Annotated in this window: 19 protein-coding genes; 6 read left to right on the forward strand and 13 right to left on the reverse strand. The window is 64.8% G+C overall.

Annotated elements, in window-relative coordinates; translation table 11 throughout:
* Positions 1-89 precede the first annotated feature (89 nt).
* Positions 90-659, reverse strand: a complete 570-nt coding sequence (locus I6F12_RS14935) for an alpha-ketoglutarate-dependent dioxygenase AlkB (RefSeq protein ID WP_225156725.1) — start codon at positions 657-659, stop codon at positions 90-92.
* Positions 660-738: 79 nt separating this feature from the next.
* On the opposite strand from I6F12_RS14935, the gene I6F12_RS14940 reads away from it, so the two are divergent.
* The gene (locus I6F12_RS14940; protein ID WP_167361649.1) at positions 739-879 is read left to right on the forward strand and encodes a hypothetical protein; all 141 of its coding nucleotides are present in this window, start codon (positions 739-741) and stop codon (positions 877-879) included.
* Here I6F12_RS14940 and I6F12_RS14945 read toward each other — a convergent pair.
* The 3 genes from I6F12_RS14945 to I6F12_RS14955 are packed head-to-tail and all read right to left on the reverse strand — an operon-like array spanning position 876 to position 4,685.
* Positions 876-2,462: an ATP-binding protein gene (locus I6F12_RS14945; RefSeq protein WP_225156726.1), complete on the reverse strand. Its 1,587-nt coding sequence runs from the start codon at positions 2,460-2,462 to the stop codon at positions 876-878. The two genes, I6F12_RS14940 and I6F12_RS14945, sit on opposite strands and share 4 nt — an antisense overlap.
* Positions 2,459-3,163 (reverse strand): response regulator transcription factor, encoded by a 705-nt coding sequence (locus tag I6F12_RS14950; protein WP_225156727.1) that lies wholly within the window; start codon positions 3,161-3,163, stop codon positions 2,459-2,461. Before I6F12_RS14950 ends, I6F12_RS14945 begins: the two co-directional genes overlap by 4 nt.
* Positions 3,164-3,182: 19 nt before the next feature.
* A complete protein-coding gene (locus I6F12_RS14955; RefSeq protein WP_225156728.1) occupies positions 3,183-4,685 on the reverse strand; it encodes a DUF4173 domain-containing protein in 1,503 nt (500 codons plus the stop codon).
* A gap of 189 nt (positions 4,686-4,874) precedes the next feature.
* Between I6F12_RS14955 and I6F12_RS14960 the strand changes: the two genes are divergently transcribed.
* Positions 4,875-6,218, forward strand: a complete 1,344-nt coding sequence (locus I6F12_RS14960; RefSeq protein WP_225156729.1) for a glycoside hydrolase family 3 N-terminal domain-containing protein — start codon at positions 4,875-4,877, stop codon at positions 6,216-6,218.
* On the opposite strand, the gene I6F12_RS14965 is transcribed toward I6F12_RS14960, so the two are convergent.
* The 4 genes from I6F12_RS14965 to I6F12_RS14980 all read right to left on the reverse strand — a co-directional run bounded on the left by I6F12_RS14965 (position 6,215) and on the right by I6F12_RS14980 (position 11,499).
* Complete coding sequence (locus I6F12_RS14965) at positions 6,215-7,837, reverse strand: ABC transporter substrate-binding protein (RefSeq protein WP_225156730.1); 1,623 nt, start codon at positions 7,835-7,837, stop codon at positions 6,215-6,217. The two genes, I6F12_RS14960 and I6F12_RS14965, sit on opposite strands and share 4 nt — an antisense overlap.
* Before the next feature lie 127 nt (positions 7,838-7,964).
* Positions 7,965-9,236, reverse strand: coding sequence for a DUF892 family protein (locus I6F12_RS14970; protein ID WP_225111648.1), 1,272 nt, complete (start codon positions 9,234-9,236; stop codon positions 7,965-7,967).
* Between the two features lie 109 nt (positions 9,237-9,345).
* Positions 9,346-10,800 (reverse strand): dihydropyrimidinase, encoded by a 1,455-nt coding sequence (hydA, locus tag I6F12_RS14975; protein WP_225156731.1) that lies wholly within the window; start codon positions 10,798-10,800, stop codon positions 9,346-9,348.
* A gap of 69 nt (positions 10,801-10,869) precedes the next feature.
* Positions 10,870-11,499 carry a TetR/AcrR family transcriptional regulator gene (locus tag I6F12_RS14980; RefSeq protein WP_225156732.1) on the reverse strand — a complete coding sequence of 210 codons (630 nt, stop codon included), beginning with the start codon at positions 11,497-11,499 and terminating at the stop codon, positions 10,870-10,872.
* 103 nt (positions 11,500-11,602) lie between these two features.
* Here I6F12_RS14980 and I6F12_RS14985 point away from each other — a divergent pair, with 103 nt between their 5' ends.
* The 3 genes from I6F12_RS14985 (at position 11,603) to I6F12_RS14995 (ending at position 12,951) form a co-directional block, all read left to right on the forward strand.
* Entirely contained in the window at positions 11,603-12,298 is a 696-nt protein-coding gene (locus tag I6F12_RS14985) for a PspA/IM30 family protein (RefSeq protein ID WP_225156733.1), read from the forward strand.
* Between the two features lie 52 nt (positions 12,299-12,350).
* Entirely contained in the window at positions 12,351-12,626 is a 276-nt protein-coding gene (locus I6F12_RS14990) for a YiaA/YiaB family inner membrane protein (RefSeq protein ID WP_225156734.1), read from the forward strand.
* A 118-nt stretch (positions 12,627-12,744) separates the two neighbouring features.
* Positions 12,745-12,951 (forward strand): hypothetical protein, encoded by a 207-nt coding sequence (locus I6F12_RS14995; protein ID WP_025033895.1) that lies wholly within the window; start codon positions 12,745-12,747, stop codon positions 12,949-12,951.
* Positions 12,952-13,034: 83 nt separating this feature from the next.
* Here the strand turns inward: I6F12_RS14995 and I6F12_RS15000 are convergent, their stop codons facing one another.
* The 4 genes from I6F12_RS15000 to I6F12_RS15015 form a co-directional block, all read right to left on the reverse strand.
* Entirely contained in the window at positions 13,035-13,496 is a 462-nt protein-coding gene (locus I6F12_RS15000; protein ID WP_035997901.1) for a DUF3237 domain-containing protein, read from the reverse strand.
* A gap of 203 nt (positions 13,497-13,699) precedes the next feature.
* Complete coding sequence (locus I6F12_RS15005; protein ID WP_035997903.1) at positions 13,700-15,019, reverse strand: TRAP transporter permease; 1,320 nt, start codon at positions 15,017-15,019, stop codon at positions 13,700-13,702.
* A 2-nt stretch (positions 15,020-15,021) separates the two neighbouring features.
* Positions 15,022-15,531: a TRAP transporter small permease gene (locus I6F12_RS15010; protein ID WP_035997911.1), complete on the reverse strand. Its 510-nt coding sequence runs from the start codon at positions 15,529-15,531 to the stop codon at positions 15,022-15,024.
* Positions 15,532-15,752: 221 nt separating this feature from the next.
* Entirely contained in the window at positions 15,753-16,769 is a 1,017-nt protein-coding gene (locus I6F12_RS15015; RefSeq protein WP_225156735.1) for a TRAP transporter substrate-binding protein, read from the reverse strand.
* Positions 16,770-17,184: 415 nt separating this feature from the next.
* Here I6F12_RS15015 and I6F12_RS15020 point away from each other — a divergent pair, with 415 nt between their 5' ends.
* Entirely contained in the window at positions 17,185-17,604 is a 420-nt protein-coding gene (locus tag I6F12_RS15020; RefSeq protein ID WP_035997915.1) for a PaaI family thioesterase, read from the forward strand.
* 55 nt (positions 17,605-17,659) lie between these two features.
* On the opposite strand, the gene I6F12_RS15025 is transcribed toward I6F12_RS15020, so the two are convergent.
* Positions 17,660-18,544 (reverse strand): LysR family transcriptional regulator, encoded by an 885-nt coding sequence (locus I6F12_RS15025; RefSeq protein WP_225111710.1) that lies wholly within the window; start codon positions 18,542-18,544, stop codon positions 17,660-17,662.
* Positions 18,545-18,633 lie beyond the last annotated feature (89 nt).

Raw genomic sequence — 18,633 nt, forward strand, 5'->3', positions numbered from 1 at the left:
GCCGCTGTCCAGCGCCGCCGAGGCTCGCGCCGGAAGCCGATTTCTACTGTGCATGGGGTTGTTTTCGCAGTTTTGTTTTGGATGGTCCGTCAGGCCCGCTTCATCGTCCGGAAGGTGATGGAGTAGCGCTTTGCCTCGACCGGTGGGATGCTGTGCTCCCACTGCGACCGCGCCTCGCCGTCCATCATGTAGAGCGAGCGCGGCAGGGCCGCGAGCGTGTGGCGCTCCCAGGTCCTGCCCCTGCGGCGGCGGAAGCGGAAGTTGCATGGCGAGCCCAGCGACAGGCCGAGCACCTTGTCGAAATGCGGCTTGTCGCGATGCCAGCCGATGCCGACACCGACCTCGTATTCGGTGCACAGCACCTGCCGGACGCTGCCCTCCGGCAGCGCCGCCCAGGCCTCGGCCTGCCGCGCGACCGGTCGCACCCAGTCCGGGATCGGATCGGCCTCGGCCAGACGCTGCAGCGTGTAGTCGTAGCGATAGCCGAACGACGCCACCCGGCGGTTGCCCTCGAACGCGCCGAACTGAAAGCGCTGGAGCGGCAATGCTGCGATGCGGCCGATCAGATCCTGCTCGGCGGCATGATCGATAAAATCGTCCGTGTAGTGAAGGCCGGCCGGGCCTTCCTGCGGGTCGGCGAACAAACCTAGCTGCGTCATGCCTCGCATTTCCGTGATGGAACCTGTTGGCTGCTGATGCGACTTATCTATGACGCGGGAAGAAACGTGCGAGGCTGTCATGGCAGAGAAGCATACCGCCGATCCGGTTGAGATCATGCGGGCGACCGGTCATCCTGAGTTGGAATACGCCGCCGGCTGGACTATCGCTGGTCTCGCCACCATCGGCACCATCGTCGCCGTCTGGGTCTTTGCGATCTAGGCAACCGGAAACTGGAGCTCGAAGGCTGCGCCCTCGTCGGTCGGCTTAAGCCTGATCGAGCCGCCATGGCTCGCCATCACCGCGCGCGCGATCGCCAGCCCCATCCCGGTGCCGCCCTGGTCGCGGCGGGTGGTGAAGAACGCATCGAAGATCCTGTCGCGGTTCGGCGCCGAGATCGGCTCGCCGTCATTGCTGACCGTCACGAGCACGGTCGTCCGTGCGTCGACCGCCTCCAGCCTGATCGTGCCGGCCTTGTGCCGCACCGCATTGTCGGCGATGTGCGACAGCACGATCAGCGCCTTCTCCGAGGACATTCCGATCGCCCGGTCGAGGCTGCCGCTGGCCTCGATCGCGCTTGCCGGAAACCGGCTTCTGAGATCGGCGATCACGGGTGCCAGCTCGGTGCGCTCGTTCTGCGGCAGGCTCTCGGCGCGGGCGAGCTCCCGCAGCCGCTGCGCCATCGCCTCCAGCCGCTGGGTATCCGACAGGATGTTGGCGATGAAGGTGTTCTGCTCGGCCGGCGTCAGGCCCTCGGCCTTGCCTTGAACCGAATCCTGCAGCAGCTCGGCCGCGCCCTTGATCGAAGTCAGCGGCGATTTCAGCTCGTGGGTGAGATGGGCCGAAAAGGTCGCGATATAGTCGGAGCGCCGCGCCAGCTGCTCGGCCATGCCGAGAAAGCTGTGCGAGAGCTGGGCGAACTCGCGCGTGCCGTAATGCTTCAGCGGCTGGAACGCCTCCCGGTCGCCGCGGCCGATTCGGGCGGCGCGGTCGATCAGCTCGCGCATCGGCAGCGTGATCGTGCGCGAGAACACGAGGCCGATCGCGATGGTGCCGAGGATGACGGCAAGGCCGGCCAGCACGAACTTGGCCCGCTCCTGATAGAGATGGTCGAAAATGTTGCTCGGCGTGCGCGTCGTGTAAATCACGCCGGCGACGCGGTTGTTGACGATGACGGGCATGGCCGAAAACACGTGCACGCCGAGGCCGCGGCTGAAGGAATAGATCGGCGGCGGCGGCTTGTCCGGCACGCGGTTGCGTAAAGTCGCGCGGTATTGCCCGTGCAGGGCGTCCGCGACCTCCTCGATATGGGCGAGCGACTGCCCGACCTCCTGCCGCCCGGCAATCACCACGCCTTGCGGATCGAGGATGCGAAAGCCGGCCAATGTCACCTTCTGGGTCTCGCGGATGATCGGCGTCAGCCTGGCCCCGATCTCGACATAGGCTGCTTGCGCCTGCCCGGGCGCGGGCAATGCGTCGGGCCGCCGCCGCAACAGGTCGTTCGCGGTGAGGTCGAGCGCGGGGCGGATCGGTGTGACCTGGTCGCCGGGATCGGGCAGCACGCCCGGCGGCACCTCGGCGCCGAGCACGAGGCCGCTGTCGAGCCGGGCCGTCACCTCCTGCGCATAGATCGTCGCCAGCACGCGGCTCTGTGCGATCAGCTCGGCCTGGGTCTGGCGGATCAGCTGGTTGTCGTAGAGTCGGAAGAAGAACAGGCCGACCAGCGGCAATATGCCGACCGTCGCCAGCACCGTGAAGATCACGAGCGTGAGCGACGGACGCCATTTGTCGGGCGCAGAGCTCATGCCTCTTTCTCGCAGCGGCCGAGCTTGAAGCCGACGCCGTGGATGGTCTCGATCACGTTGTCGCAGGAAAGCGCCGCCAGCTTGGCGCGGATGTTGCGGATATGGCTGTCGATGGTGCGGTCGGAAACCTGGATGTTGAGCTGGTAGGCGGCCCGCATCAGCTGCTCGCGGTTGAACACCGATGTCGGCCGGCTCAGGAACGCGCGCAGGATGCCGAACTCGATCGCGGTCAGCTTCAGCGGCGTGCCGGCAAAGGACGCGACATGCTGTTCGGGATCGATCAGCAGCCCGCCTTGCGTCAGCGCGGTGGGCCCGGCCTTGGCCTCGCCGTTGCGCGGGCTGAGGCGGCGCAGGATGACATTGACCCGCGCCACCAGCTCGCGCGGGCTGAACGGCTTCGTGACGTAGTCGTCGCCGCCGATCTCGAGGCCGAGGATGCGGTCGATCTCCTCGTCGCGCGCCGACAGGAACAGGATCGGCACGTCGGAGACTTTGCGAATCTCGCGGCAGACGTCGAGGCCGTCGAACTCGGGCATGCCGATGTCCAGCACGATGAGATCGGGCCTGTCGGCGGCAAAGCGGAGAAGCGCCTCCTTGCCGTCGCGGGCCTCGATCACGTCCATGCCGGCCTTCTTCAGGGCGACGCGGATGACCTCGCGGATGTGGCCTTCGTCGTCGACGATGAGAATGCGATGCGCCAAGAAACTCTCCGTGTCCTCGTCAACTCGCCGGCTGGCTGCCGGCCTGAGCTTTCGCCTCGGCGTCCAGCCTGCGCTGGAGTCGCCAGTTGCGAAAGCCCCAGCTTCGCCAGGCCAGGTCCTGACGCTGCTGTTCTACAAGGCGGTCGCGGCGCGACACAAGGCAGCCCTCTTTGACGGCGGGCCGTAGCGCGATCGCCTTGTCGATGGCTGGCACCGCCTGCGGCCCGAGCGTCAGGAGATAGTCGATGTCGATCTGCACGCCTTTTCCCGAAACTTCCCGGCTGTGGACGACATTGTAGTCGGCGATGAAGGCGTCGAAGTTCACGAGCGAGCAGCCATAGAGCACGATCGCCAATGCGGCGAGATTGGCGCCGATCAGCCATTGATTGGACCTGTCGAGCACGATGCGCGCGACGATCAGGATCAGGCCGAGCGCTACCAGTCCCATCCAGACGAACGCTGCAATCCGCCAATAGGTCAGCATGTAGATGTCGACATAGAGATCGAGCCGGCGGATGGAGGAGACGACCAGCAGCACGTTCTGCCCGACCCAGAGATAGACCAGCGGCCGGACCACCTTCGATTTCTCGGCCGGCCCGCCCGGACGCATCGCCACCAGCACGAAGGCAGCGGCGAGGAGGGCGGTCGCGATCAGCGGATAGGCGCCGCGATGGGAGTAGGTCGCATAAGTCATGTTGTCGGGCAGCGCCACGTGACCCCAGAGATAGATGCCGTCGAGAATGGACTGCGCCGCGAACAGCAGGTTGAACAGGATCAGCGAGCGCAGGATGGTGGAGGGGCCGAGAAATTCCGCCGAGACCATGGGCGGCAGCGGCGGTGGCACGGGGCCCTCGGCCACGGCGGCGGCGACGACCGCCCTGCGCCGCCAGCGCACATGGATGAACGGCCAGACCAGAGCCAGCATCAAGGTCCAGAACAGGACGCGCCACATGTTGACATAGTCGAGCATGACCTTGGGATTGAGCAGCGACACCCATTGCTCGATCACCGGATTTGCGGCGGCGAACAATGCGATGAAGACGGTGCTGAGCGCCGCGGGCATCAGCCAGAGCGCGATGCCGCGGGTGAAGGCCGACATGTTGAAGGCTTGGGGCGCATCGAGGAAGAACCTGAAGGGACCGAGCAGGAGGAAATTGCACAGCGCGCGGGCGCGGTCGGTGAGCCCGGTCGTATCGGGATTGGTTGCAAGCAACAGCGCAATCGTCAGCGACGCGACGAGGATCAGGAACGATAGCGTGTTGAGCTCTTCCATGGCCGGCACAAGGCCGAGCACGAGGATCGCGCCGCTGATCGCCGCGCGCCGCCAGTCCACGGCCGCGTGATTGAACAGCACCGACACGCAGGCGGTCGCGACCGCAAACAGCGTCAGCGACAGCCCGATCCGCTGACCGTAGAACAGCCAGTCGGCGAGCCCGGCCAGCAGCAGCGCCATTGCGAGCTTGGCCGACAGTGCAGAAGGCCTGATCGGTTGGATATCCGTCGTCGAAGCCAGGCTCGTCATGTCCAGAAAGTCTCCGTGAATGGTGGCATCACGAATTCTGAACGGCACTTGTGCAGACGGCGGGATCATCGTCTGCACGGCTTCAGGAGTTTCTTGCAGTTTTCGTGCAGGCGCGCTTTTGCCTCTCGCGCAGCGCGATTCGCTTTGCTAGGTGCGAAAACATTCATCGCCCATCGCACCTGGTGCATCATGCAATTGCTCAACCGCATCGGTCTCGCCCTGCTCTGGCTCGCCGCGCCGCTCGCTGCATTTGTCGCCGCGAACAAGAACGATCCCTATCTGCTCGTGCTGCGTGGCGCCGGAAACATCTCCCTTGTCGTCGCAAGCATCGCAATCGTCGCTCTTTTGTTGCGCAGCGGTCACTGGCGCACCTTCGCCGGCAAGGCGCTCGTCGTGCTCTGGTGCGTGCCGCCTGTCTTGATGTCCGCTGCGCATCTGAAGTTCGAGCTGCGCAAGCATGACGTTCTCGGCGCCGGCGCCGCCGAAGCGCGGCAGCTCGGGCCGCACTTCATGGTCGGCTATTCCTCCTTTCCCGAGGTCGCGCGTCTCGCCAGGCAGGGCCTGATCGGCGGCGTCTATGTCACCCGGCACAACATCCGCGGCCGTGCCATCGAGACGCTGCGGGCCGAGATCGCGGCGCTGCAGGATCTCAGGCGCGCAGCCGGCCTGCCGCCGCTGATCGTCGCCGCCGATCAGGAGGGCGGCATCGTCGGGCATCTTGCGCCGCCACTGACGAAAGTGCCGGCGCTGGCGACGCTCACGGGACTGGCTTCCGATGAGCAGCAGGCCAAGGCCGAGGAGTTCGGCCGCATCCACGGCCGCGAGCTCGCCCACGTCGGCGTCAACCTCAATCTTGCGCCGGTGCTCGACCTCAAGCCGCCGGCGCGGCGCAACCGCCTCGATTTTCACACGCTGATCGGCCAGCGCGCGATTGCGAGCGATCCCGCCGTCGTCAGCACCATCGCGAGCGCCTATGTGCGCGGGCTGGAAGAGACGGGCGTCGGCGCCACGCTCAAGCATTTTCCCGGCATTGGCCGCGTGCGCGCCGACACGCATCATTTCAGCGCCAATCTTGACACGCCGGTGAAGGAGCTGGAAGCAACCGACTGGCTCCCGTTCCGCGAGGTGCTGTCGCATTCGCGCAGCGCCCTCATGGTCGGCCACGTCACGCTCACAGCCGTCGATCCCGATCGCGCCGCCTCGCATTCGAAGCGCGTCGTCGAGGGGATCATTCGTGGGACGTGGGGTTACCAGGGCGTGGTGATGACCGACGATCTCATCATGGGCGCGATCTACCAGAACGACGTCTGCAAGGCCGTGGTCGAGGCGATCAATGCCGGCGTCGATCTGCTGCTGGTCGCCTACGACGGCGCGCAGTTCTACCGTGTCTTTGCCTGCGCCCTGGAAGGATCGCGACAGGGCAGGCTCGACGCGGCGATGCTGCATGCGAGCACCGCGCGCCTGGAGCGCGGCTTTTCGACCATGCAGGCACGAGCTGCCTCACGCGCCATCAGCGTCGCCCGGCAGAACTAGCCCTTCGCGAACTGGCGGTAGTCCGGTTCACGGTGAAACCAGAATTCGTAGCCGGAGATGCCCTTTTGCATGGCAACGTCGTGGATCGGCTGGTTGAGCGGAACCACGGGGACGTCGCGCATACAGAGCGCGATGAAATCCTTCACCGTCCTGTCGTATTCGGCGGCATCGGTGGTGAAGCGCGCCTTGTCGATCAGGGCGTCCATCTCCTTGTTCTTGTATGAGGAGATGTTGAAGATCGAGTTGTTGCCGTGGAAATTCCAGTAGAAGTAATATTCGGGATAATCGAGCCAGCCGCTGAAGCGGTTGAGCGCGAGCGGCAGCTCCTTCTTGTTCAGCGTCGTGCGCCAGTTCGCGCCGGGAATCTTTTCGATTGCCGCCTTGATGCCGATCTTGGCGAGATTCTCCTGGATCAGGATCGCGGTCGGCTCGCCGACGGTGGCGGTGCCGGCGTCCAGCGACAGCATCGTCTCCAGGCCGGATTCGAAACCCGCTTCCTTCAGCAGAGCCCTGGCCTTGTCGAGATCGGTGACGTAAGGAAACGGTTGCGGCCACACCGGCTTTGAGACTTCGGCGGTGCCGCCATACATGGGAACGGCGCGGCCGAAGAAGGCGCTGGTCTGAATCTGCTCGTACGGCATGGCCCAGGCGATGGCCTGGCGCAGCTTGACATTGTCGAACGGCGGCTTGGCGGTGTTCAGCGCGACGTACCACAGCGCGTTCGGGATCGGCACGCCCGAGACCTTGACCTTGCCCTCCTTGATGATCTGCTCGAAATCGCGCGGGGCAAAGCCGCTGGAAATATCCGCATCGCCCCGCTCCAGCATGGCACGGCGCGTGCCGGCGGAGGGAACGTCGCGGGCAATCACGCGCTTGACCTTCGGCAGCGGCCCGCTCTTCCAGTCGTCGAAGCGCGTCAGCACGGTCTCGCTGCCCGGCTTCCAGCTCTCGATCTTGTAGGCGCCGCCGCCGGCCTCGTTGTTCTTCAGCCAGGCCAGCGCCCACGGATCTTCCGGCGTCGCGTTCTTCCTGGCGAGCTCGGAATTGATGATGAAGGGCACGACGACGGCCACGTTGAACAGCAGCATCTTGTCATTGCGGACATAGTCGATACGGAAAGTGTGGTCGTCGACCACCACGAACTGCTCCGGCTTCTCCAGCGATCCCGCCGACATCTGGAAGGTCGGAAAGCCGCCGACCTTCACGGCGCGGTCGAACGACCATTTGACGTCCTTGGCGGTCACAGGCGTGCCGTCGTGGAATCTGGCATCCTTGCGAAGCTTGAAGGTGCAGGACATGCCGTCGGCGGCGACCTCCCAGCTCTCGGCGAGCTCGGGCGCGAGCTTCTCGCGGTCATACGACAACGTGCCGTCCGGCAGTGTCTTGGAGGCGTAGGTGAGCAGGCGGTCGTAGCAATTCCAGGACAGGCCGTTCACGGTCTGGTTGGAGCCGACGCCCTGCATGTCCAGCGAATTCGGCCCCAGCTCCTGCACCACCAGCAACGTCTCGCTGCGTCCCTGCGCCCAGGCAAGACGCGGCGCAAAGGCTGCCGTACCGGCGACACCGAGGCCGCCGAGCACGACGCTGCGGCGGTTCAAATCGAGGGGTGAAATGCTCAAGAGTGCCTCCCGTTCCGGAATTGTCCGGCATCGAGAGGCAAGCTGTATGCCAGAGCCAGGAAGCCCCAAGCCGCCCCGCGAGAAGGCGAGGCGGCTTGGATCGATAGGTGTTGCGCGTCGGCGCGGACTACTCGGCCTGCTCCAGCGCGGCGGGCATCTTCGCCACCGACATCAGCGATCGCGCGACCTGGTTGAGCAGGAGATCGGCATTCTCTTCTTCCGCAAGGGATTTGGAGAGCAGGGCGACGATCGCGCTGTGGCGCAGCTGCTGCGCGAGGTTGCGCGCGGTGGTGTAGCCGGACATCTCGTAATGCTCGACGCGTTGCGCCGCAGAGATCAGCGCGAGGTCGGCGGCTGCATCCTCCTTCTCTTGGCTTTCCTTCATGACCTCCTGGCCTTCCTCGATCAGGCCCATCATGCCCTTGCAAGGCTTGGCGCGGGCGTTCTCGCCGAGCAGCTCGAAGCACTCGTTGATGCGCTCGACCTGATTTTCGGTCTCGGCCAGATGCTGCTCGAACAGCTCGCGCAACTGATCGAAGCGGGCGGCCTGCGCCATCTTCGGGAGCGCCTTGGTCAGCTGCTTCTCGGCATGGAGGATGTCACGCAGCTCATGCAGCAGCAGATCGGTCAGGCCCGCCTCGTCGACAGGCGGTGAGCTCTCCGCGACGATCGACGGGGCAGCGCCGGGATCGGAGGATTGCAGCGCAGGCGATTCTGTGAACACCCAGTCCTCGCCCTCGTTCCAGGGACCGCGGGTATCGATTTCGCCGTGGTCGCCGCTACCGGTGGAATCGTTGAAGTACTGGTTGACGAGGCCGGGCGTCGGCGCAATCCTGCCGATGCTGAAGGCCGGCTTCGACAGGCTCTCGAGTGCGCGCGCGAACGCCTTCATATGCGTGATCTCGCGCGTCATCAGGAATTGCAGCGCGTCCTTGCTGCCGGCATCGTCGCAGAAATTGATCAGTCGCTCGTAGACGATCTTGGCACGCGCTTCGGCGGCGATGTTGCTGCGGAGATCGACGTCGAGCTCACCGGTGATCTTGAGATAATCGGCGGTCCAGGGATTGCCTTGCGAGTTGAACAGATTGACGCCGCCTCCGCCGGCAATCGCGATCAGCGGATCGGCCTCCGCCGCCTGGCGGTCGTTGCGCGAGGGCGCAAGATGCATCCGGGCGAGGCAACCGACGACCTCGAGATGGCTGAGCTCCTCGGTGCCGATATCCATCAAGAGGTCCTTGCGGTCGGGATCCTCGCAATTCAACCCTTGAATCGAATATTGCATCGCAGCCGCAAGTTCGCCGTTGGCGCCGCCGAACTGCTCGAGGAGCATATTGCCGAAGCGCGGATCGGGTTCGTCGACGCGCACGGTGAACATCAGCTTCTTGACGTGGTGATACATGGAGGGACTCGCGTGCTGGAGGGAAATATGCGCGACAACGAGACCTCCAGCCGTTCGTTCCTAAGTCTCTCCGAGATTGAGGCCGGACGTCTGCCAGGGAGCGCGATGGCTACGGCGTCACCGCACTGCGCGCGACGGCGCGCGGAGCCGTCAGTTCCCTCCAGGTCGAATTTGCCACATGCACCGGCGAAAAGGCGGGACGTTCGACGTATTGTCCGTCGCCGGCCTCGGCGCGCAGATCGCCATCCGTCCAGACGATACGGCCGCGCGACAGGGTCGCGGCCGCACCACCCGTGCAGGCAAAGCCCTCGAACACGTTGTAATCGATCCGGCTCATCTGCCGTTTGGCGCTGATGGTCTTGCTCGCCTTGGGATCCCACACCACGATGTCGGCATCCGAGCCTACGACGACCGCGCCCTTGCGCGGATAGATGTTGAGGATGCGGGCGATGTTCGCCGAGGTCACCGCGACGAATTCCTCTTTGGTCAGCCGCCCCGTGGCGACGCCCGCGGTCCAGAGCAGCGCCAGGCGATCTTCGAGGCCGCCGGTGCCGTTCGGGATCTTCCTGAAATCGCCGCGCCCGAACCGCTTCTGCTCGGTGGTGAAGGCGCAATGATCGGTCGCAACCACCTGGAGCGAGCCGGCTTGCAGGCCGGCCCAGAGGCTGTCCTGATGCTGTTTGTCGCGGAACGGCGGCGACATCACGCGCTGTGCGGCATGATCCCAGTCCTTGTTCTGATATTCACGCTCATCCAGCAGCAGATGCTGGATCAGCGGCTCGCCATAGACGCGCTTGCCGGCGGCGCGTGCCCGCGCGATGGCCTCATGCGCCTCGCGGCAGCTGGTGTGCACGATATAGACCGGCGTGCCTGTCATATCGGCGATCATGATGGCGCGGTTGGTGGCTTCGCCCTCGACCTCCGGCGGCCGTGAATAGGCGTGGCCTTCCGGGCCGGTGACGCCGCGCGCAATCAGCGCGTCCTGCATCAGGGCGACGACGTCGCCGTTCTCGGCATGGACGACAGGCATGGCGCCGAGATGGGCGCAACGCGCGAACGAGTTGTAGAGCTCGTCGTCGTTCACCATCAGCGCGCCCTTGTAGGCCATGAAATGCTTGAAGGTGTTGATGCCGTAGGTCCTGACCACGATCTCCATCTCGTCATGGATCTGCTTCGACCACGACGTCACCGCCATGTGGAAGCCGTAGTCGCTGGCCGCCTTCTCGGATTTGTGCCGCCACTCCTGATACGCCGCGAGCTTGGATTGGCCGGGATCGGGCAGGCAGAAATCCACCACCATGGTGGTGCCGCCGCTCAGCGCCGCCTTGGTTCCGGATTCGAAGTCGTCGGCGGTGACGGTGCCCATGAACGGCATTTCGAGATGGGTGTGCGGATCGATCCCGCCCGGAATGACGTAGGCGCCGCCTGCGTCGATGATCTCGCTACCTGTCGGGGCATCGAGCGAGGCGCCGATCGCGACGATGGTCTCGCCGTCGATCAGCACGTCCGCGCGGCGCGAATGATCGTGATTGACGACGGTGCCGCCGCGGATGAGGAGGGGCATGAGGTGCTCCGAGAGGTGAGGGACGGCTCGAAGGCTAAGCGCGCGACTGGCGATGCGACAGGTGAAATTTTAGTCAGCCGCCGCCGCTCCTTTCACGTCGTGCGCGATCAGCCCGTCGATCATCGCGCGCACGAGGCCCGTGATCTCCTTGCGCAGCGCCGGCAGCGGCACGGCCACCAGCTTCTGCTCCAGCCCGAGCGCCACCATGCCATGCACGGCCGAGAACAGGCTGCGTGCGGTGATGCCGAGTTCCTCCGGGCTGCGCCCAGGAAACAGTGCGGCCAGCGGCTGGTAGATATGACGGAACAGCTGCATCTGGTCGTGCACGGACCAATCCGGCACCAGCTTGCCCGTCTCCATCCGGTGCTCGAACAGCGCGCGCCAGAGCTGGAGGTTTTCGGCGGCGAAATCGCAATAGGCGAGGGCGATGCGGACCAGGGATTCCCGTGGCGATGGCTCGCCGGCATTTGTTGCGAGAGTCAGCGTCTCGTCGAGCCGGAGCAGCGTGCGCGAGCCGACCCGCAGGATCAGTTCGTCGACATCAGCCACGAGATTGTAGACCGCGCCATTGGCGCAGCCGATCTCGCGGGCCAAATCGCGGGTCTTGAGACCCGCCAGCCCCCGCTCGGCGATCATCTGTTCGGCCGCCTGGATCAGGGCCGCACGCAATTTCTCTCGCCGTTCCAGGGGTTTAGTCATCTTAACCAAATTCTTGAGCGTCGCTCAAAAATAATATTGAACGATGTTCAGGATTCCTGCTACAAACCATCTGTGAGCAACGCTCATAGATAGGGAGCAACCAATGTTCAAGACCGTCGTGACCCTCTTCCGCGGCAGCGTCGCCGCTGCGGGCGAGGAACTGGAAGATCGCACCGCCCTTCTGATCCTGGATCAGCAGATGCGCGATGCAGCCGCAGCCGTCGAGCGCAGCAAGCGCACGCTGGCGCTGGCGATCGCGCAGGACCAGCAGGAAGGCCGCAAGCTCGAGGCCACGAATGCGCGCATCGCCGATCTCGAGACCCGTGCCGTTGCGGCGCTGGATGGCGGCCGCGAGGACCTCGCCAAGGAGGCCGCCGAAGCCATTGCGGCGCTGGAGGCCGATCGCGATGCGGCCATGACGGCGCGCGCGCTGTTCGCGACCGAGATCATCAGGCTGAAGCGCCACGTCGCCAACGCGCAGGCCCGCATCACCGAGCTCGATCGCGGTCGCTGGATCGCCCGCGCCTCGGAAGCGGTGCGCTCGCTTCGCCGCAGCGGCATCGAGGCCGCGCGCCCCTATGAATCGACATTGCCGGAGGCGGAGGGGACGCTGAGGCGTCTGCGCGAGCGGCAGATGGAGGCTCAGGCGGCCGACGATGCCCTGGTCGAGCTCGACGCGGCCACCGGCCCGCTCGCCACCGCCGAACGACTCGCCGAGGAGGGCTTCGGCCCGCGGCTCAAGACGACCGCCGACGATGTGCTGGCGCGCTTGAAGTCCAGGCGCATGCCGGCGGGCTGATCTCAAGTTCCAATCCGAACGCAATCATCATTCCAATCGACAGGAGACCATCATGAACCAGAATGGCCAGCCCCACAGCGGCGCCTGGGTGAGCTTCACCTACGCGTCCTTCGCAGCTTCCGCCTTCCTCGTCGCCATCGGCATCTTCTTCCTGCCGATCAACCTCTGGATGAAGGGTTATCTCACCATGGGCATCGTGATGATGATCCAGACCTGCGTCACCCTGACCAAGACCGTGCGCGACAATCATGAGAGCAGCCGCCTCGTGAACCGCATCGAGGATGCCAAGGCCGAGCGGCTGCTGATGGAGGTCTCCAAGGCGGCCTAAGGCGAACGGTCGCAGCGCGCCTCTGAGGCGACAGGGGCGCGCGCGGCAGGCAGGGCACATTGTGCTTCGCGTGCAGGTGCGATATGGCTCTCGCGCTTTCCAGAGGCGGAGACGAGCATTGTCGAAACAATCCCTGCGCGAGGAGGCCGAGCGCCTGATCCGCGAATCGATGGAAAAGAAGACCATCGTGGTCAAGCAGGGCACGACCCGCATCGAGGCCGTCTGCGGCAAGTGCGGAGCGCCGAACCGGGTGCAGGCGGAGAAGGGCCAGACCCGCGTCAAGTTCGCCTGCAAGAACTGCGGGCATAAGCAAGAGACGTTGTAGGCGTCTTCACCTCATCCGGGTCGCCCCCGGCGATGCGCAGCATCGTCCGGCGCGATCCGGCTAGAGGCCCTACGGCCTCTCCCTCACATCACCTGATGCACGTCGATCACGACGCGATCCGCATGGCGCGCCGCTGACGCCACGAAGATGTGCTCCATCAGCCAGCGGTACGTCTCGTGCCCGGTCTCGAACTTCGGCACGGTGCGGAAATAGATCAGCTTCGGATCGACCGGCTCGCCGCGCTTGAGCTTGTGCAACAGCTCGACCGGGCCGAAGCGCATACCCTTGTTCTCGACGTAGACGGTCGCACCGTCGTCGGTCTCGAAGGCGTATTTCGCTTCGAGATCGATCAACTCGTTGGGCCGGATGGTCTGGAAATCGGCGCCGAAGGGGAGCACCTTTCCGCTGACCGCGCCCGTCACCTCGCCGCCGATGATCGGAATGATGCGGCGGACGCCGATCCCGGTCTCGCCTGCGGTCACGACGTCGCCGATCCGCGCGGTGATGGTGAAAACGTATCTTGTTTCGAGGGTCGGGGTGGTCATCTCTGCCTCCAATTATCGACGAGCCTTCCCTTCTCCCCTTGTGGGAGAAGGTGGCGCGAAGCGCCGAATGAGGGGTCTATCTCCACAAGCGTGCTCGCGGAGAGAGATCCCTCACCCGTCTCGCCGCTATCGCGGCGAGCCACCCTCTCCCACAAGGGGAGAGGGGAAGCAGCCACGCCGTGCGGCATTCAATCTTGTCACCTCTAATGCGCCATCATGCGCGTCGGCAGCCAGGTTGCCAGCAGCGGGAAGGCGATCAGGATCACGAGGCGCACGAGGTCCGTTGCCACGAACGGGCTTACGCCCTTGAAGATGGTGGAGAAGGAGACGTCCTTCACCACGCTTTTTATGACGAAGACGTTCATGCCCACGGGCGGAGTGATCAGGCCGAGCTCGACGGTCACGACGATGATGATGCCGAACCAGATCGGATCGAACCCCAGATGCATGATCACCGGGAAGATGATCGGCACGGTCAGGATGATCATCGCCATGGCATCCATCAGGCAGCCGAGCACGAGATACATCACCATGATCAGCGCCAGCACGCCGTAGGGGCCGAGGCCGAGCCCGGTGAGGAATTCCGTCACCTTCTGCGGCGTCTGCGTCACCGTGAGGAAATAGCCGAAGATCAGCGCGCCGATCAGCACGGTGAACACCGCAGCCGCGGTGCGCGTCGCCTGCAGCAGCGAGGCCAGCACCTTCTCGCGGTCGAGCCGGCCGGTCAGCACGCCGATGATGAAGGCCCCGGTCGCGCCGACGCCGCCGGCCTCGGTCGGCGTGAAGCGCGGCAGGAAGGGCAGGCCGTAGAGGCCGCCGATGACGAAGATGAACAGCAGCACCGGTGCCCAGATCTCCTTCAATCCGGCAAAGCGCTCGCGCCACGGCGTCACCTTGCCCTTGGGCAGGAACTCGGGGCGGAAATAGCCGATCAGGGAGATCGTGATCATGTACATGGTCATCGCGAGCAGGCCCGGGATGATGCCGGCGATGAACAGCTTGCCGATGTCCTGCTCGGTGATGATGCCGTAGACCGCAAGAACAGTGGATGGCGGCAGCATCGCGCCCAGCGTGCCGCCGGCCGCGATCACGCCGGTGGCGAAGGATTGCGGATAGCCGAAGCGCCGCATCTCGGGATAGGCGACGGCGGAGAAGGTCGCCGCGGTCGCGACCGAGGAGCCGCAGATCGCGGCAAAGCCGCCGCAGGCGCCGACGGTGGCAATGCCGAGTCCGCCGCGCAAATGTCCGACGAAGCCGTTGGCGGCGCGGAATAGCTCGCGGCTCATGCCGGAATTGCTGACGAAGGAGCCCATCAGCAGGAACATCGGGATGACGCCGAAGGTGTAGTCGGTCACGGTGCGCATGGTGACCTGACCGACCATCTTCAGGGCCGGTGTCGAGCCCACGAGATAGCTGAAGCCGCACACGCCGACGAGGCCCATGGCCATGCCGACCGGCACGCGCAGCAGCATCAGGGCGAACAGGGCGACGAAGCCGATGACGGCGACGGCGTCGGTACTCATGGTTACTCCGTCACCTTGATCTTGGGTTCATGCATGTCTTCGGGGTGGAAGATCAGCCGGTACGTGCGGATCGCGATCAGCAGCACGGCGCAGACGTCGCCGATCCACGCGACGAGGAAGAACGGCCATGTCGGCATGTGCAGGTCGAAGGTCTGAACGTTGTCGTTGTAGGTCAGCCGGACCTTGTCGAACAGCGTCCAGGTCTGCACGGTGACGACGAACAGCAGCACCAGGGTCGCGAACACGTCGATCCAGCGCTGATGGCGCGGCCCGACATTGCCCCAGACCAGGTCGACGGTGATGTGGGTGCCGCGATAGGAGGTTGCCGCGATGCCCCAGAAAATGAGGATGCCGAGCAGCATTCGGCCGATGTCGAAGCTGTCGGGGATCGAATAGTTCAGCGTGTTGCGCAAGAGCACCGACAGGAAGATGTCGAGCGCGACGATGCCGACGAAGCCGGCCGCGATCCATTCGATCGAGTCGATCACGCGATCCATCCAGGAGCGCTTCATGGGGTGGTCCTACCGGGTGAGGTGATTCGTTTAAGCCAGATGTCGCCGCGCACTTCGCCTCTCCCCGCGTGCGGGGAGAGGACGCAGCGCATCGAAGATGCGATGCGGGTGAGGGCGACTCTCCGCGAGTCCGTCTGTCATCATCTTTGCAGAAGCAGCCCCTCACCCCGACCCTCTCCCCGTAAGGACGGGGAGAGGGGGAGAGAGAGCTCGCCACCACGTCACTCCGCCAGCGCGTTGTACTTCTTCAGCGAGGCTTTGAGCTCCGCGAGCGCCGCATCCGGTTCGGCGCCGGCCTTCTTGGCGCCGTCGCCCCAGGTCTTGACCAGCGGCTCGGCGGCCTTCTTCCAGGCGGCGATCTGCTCGGGCGTCAGCTTGTAGACCTCATGGCTGGATTCCGCCTTTACCTTGGCGATGCCGGCGTCCTCGAACTTGCCCCAATGCTCGCCGACCGCGCCTGCCATCTCGACCGTGCAGTTCTTGTCGATCGCGGCCTTCTGCTTGTCGGACATCGCATTGTACTTGTCCTTGTTGATCACGAACACGAAGGTCGTGGTGTAGAGCGGCGCCTCCATGTCGTATTTGGTCACCTTGTCGATGCCGAACAGCACCAGTGAGCCCCAGGGGAAGGTGACGCCGTCGGCGACGCCGCGCTCGATGATGTCGCGCACTTCCGGCGCCGAGGACTGCACATTGGTGCCGCCAAGCGAGGTGACGAAGTTCGCCATGGTAGCGTGCGCCGGGCGGATCTTCATGCCCTTCACGTCCTCGGGGTTGACGATCTTCTTGGTGCGGGAATGGAACGAGGAGGGCGAGTGGACGAAGGCGAGGCAGTATTTGACGTCCTTCATCTCCTTCTCGGCATATTTGCGATACCACGCGTCGAGCCCCATCGAGCCGCCCTTGGCATCCGAGATCAGGAACGGCAATTCCCCGGCGCCTATGATCGGGAAGCGGCCGGGCTGGTAGCCGGGATTGACATAGGTGACGTCGGCGATGCCGTCGCGCGCCATGTCGTAATGGTCGAAGGCCTTGCCGAGCTGCTGGGCCGGAAACACCTTGCCGGTAATGGTGCCGCCGGAATCCTTGTTCACCGCAGCCACCCAGTCTTCCAGCGATTTCTGCAGCGGATGCGATGCCGGCACCCAGTGCGAGACCTTCAGGTCAAATGTCTTGTCCTGCGCGAGCGCGGGGCTCACGCTTGCTGCCAGCAGCAAGGCCAGACAGGCTTTCCTCATCACGCGTCTCTCCCTTTTGCGACGGCGGGCTTCGTTGGCCCGGTCTCGTTAATTAACATGTTATCTAATTCGCCGGCGCGTTCAAGCCGGAACTGAGGCCCGCCGTGTCGCGCCATCTACGTCAGTCATGTTTCATGGATTTGTCGCTGCTCGGGCGACCACCGCTCTCCCTTTGCGCAAACGTTATATGGTATAATTATCGCCTGCGAGCCTTTGCCACAAGCAGGCTGCGGCCAAAGCCTAACAGGATCGGAAGCAGCATGTATTGCGGACAAAGGTCGCAATCGTCGGGCCGTTGCGGCGATGGCGGGGCTCGTTTCAAACATCTGCACAAATTCCGTTTAAAGCTTTGTAGGTGATGCATTCCTCGCGTCATTCGCTTCCAATGCAGCCGAGGCAATGAAGCGAGACCGCCATGACCCGCACCGACATCCCCGCCGGCTACGAGCCACATTTCCGCAAAGCGCCGCTGACCGATCCCTGGGAGCCGCTCTATTCGAAGAAGACCGATAAGGGCGTCACCGTCGGACTGCGCCTGGCGACGCCGCACACCAACGCCCGCGGATTGATCCATGGCGGGCTGATCGCGGCGCTCGCTGACGCCGCCATGGGCTACAGCTGCGCCCAGGCGACGGGCTGGACCACGTCATTCGTCACCATCTCGCTGTCGGTCGACTATGTCGGCGCCGCCGAGATCGGCCAATGGCTGGCGGTCGAGGGCGAGGCGATCAAGACCGGGAACACGATCTGCTTCGCGCAGTGCCTGGTGAAGGCGGACGACGCCGTGATCGCGCGGGCCAGCGGCACGTTTCGGGTAGTGCCGAAGAAGGGGTGAGGCCCAACTCTCTCCGTCGTCATGCCCGGGGCAAGCCCGGCCATGACGGAAAAGATCACCCAAACCTCCACTCCGCCGTCTCCACCACGAGGTCGACGAACGCGCGCACCTTGGCCGAGAGCAGGCGCGAGGTCGGGTAGACGATGTGGATCGGCAGCGCCGGCTGCTCGTATTGCGCCAGTACGATCTTCAGGCGCCCGCGCTTCAGGCCCTCGGCGGCCTGATAGGCCAGCACCCGCGTCACGCCGCCGCCGGCCTCGGCATATTGCAGGGCGGCGTCGGCGCTGTTGCTGATGAAGCGAGGCGACAGCGGCAGCCCGATATCGCGGCCGTCGCGCAGGAAACGCCATTCGGACCAGGGGCCGAACTGGATGGTCTGGTGCGTGGCGAGCGCTTCCGGCGTCTTCGGCTCGCCGTTGCGCTTGAGATAACCGGGCGCGGCCACCACGATCCGCCGCATCTCGCCGACCTGGCGCGCCACAAGCGAGGAATCGGCGAGATGGCCGATCCGCACCGCGGCATCGACGGCGTCCTCGACGAGGTTGACGAGATGGTCGGACAGCCTGAGTTCGGCGGCGACCTCGGGATAGCGCTTGAGATAGGCGGTCATGACCGGTCCGACATGCAGGCGGCCGAAGCCGACCGGCGCGGACACGACGAGACGCCCGCTCGGCCGGTTGCGCTCCTCCCGCGCCGAGCCGTCGGCCTCCTCGACGTCGGCGAGGATGCGCCGCGCGCGCTCCAGGTACCGCGTGCCGACGTCGGTCAGCGCCACCTGCCGCGTGGTCCGCTGCAGCAGCCGCGCGCCGAGATGCTCCTCCAGCGCCGCGATCATCCGCGTCACCGCCGACGGCGACAGCCGCAGTTTGCGCGCGGCCGGCGCGAAGCCGCGCAGGTCGGCGACCGTGACGAAGACGTGCATGGCTTCCAGGCGGTCCATGGACATTATTGCATAAATGGCAATGATGAAGTGTCAAGCTGCTCAATTGTTTTAGACGCCGAAAGGTCCAGATTAGGCGCGGAAGACGC

This window comes from Bradyrhizobium sp. IC4059 (assembly GCF_020193615.1).
GTDB lineage: Bacteria > Pseudomonadota > Alphaproteobacteria > Rhizobiales > Xanthobacteraceae > Bradyrhizobium > Bradyrhizobium yuanmingense.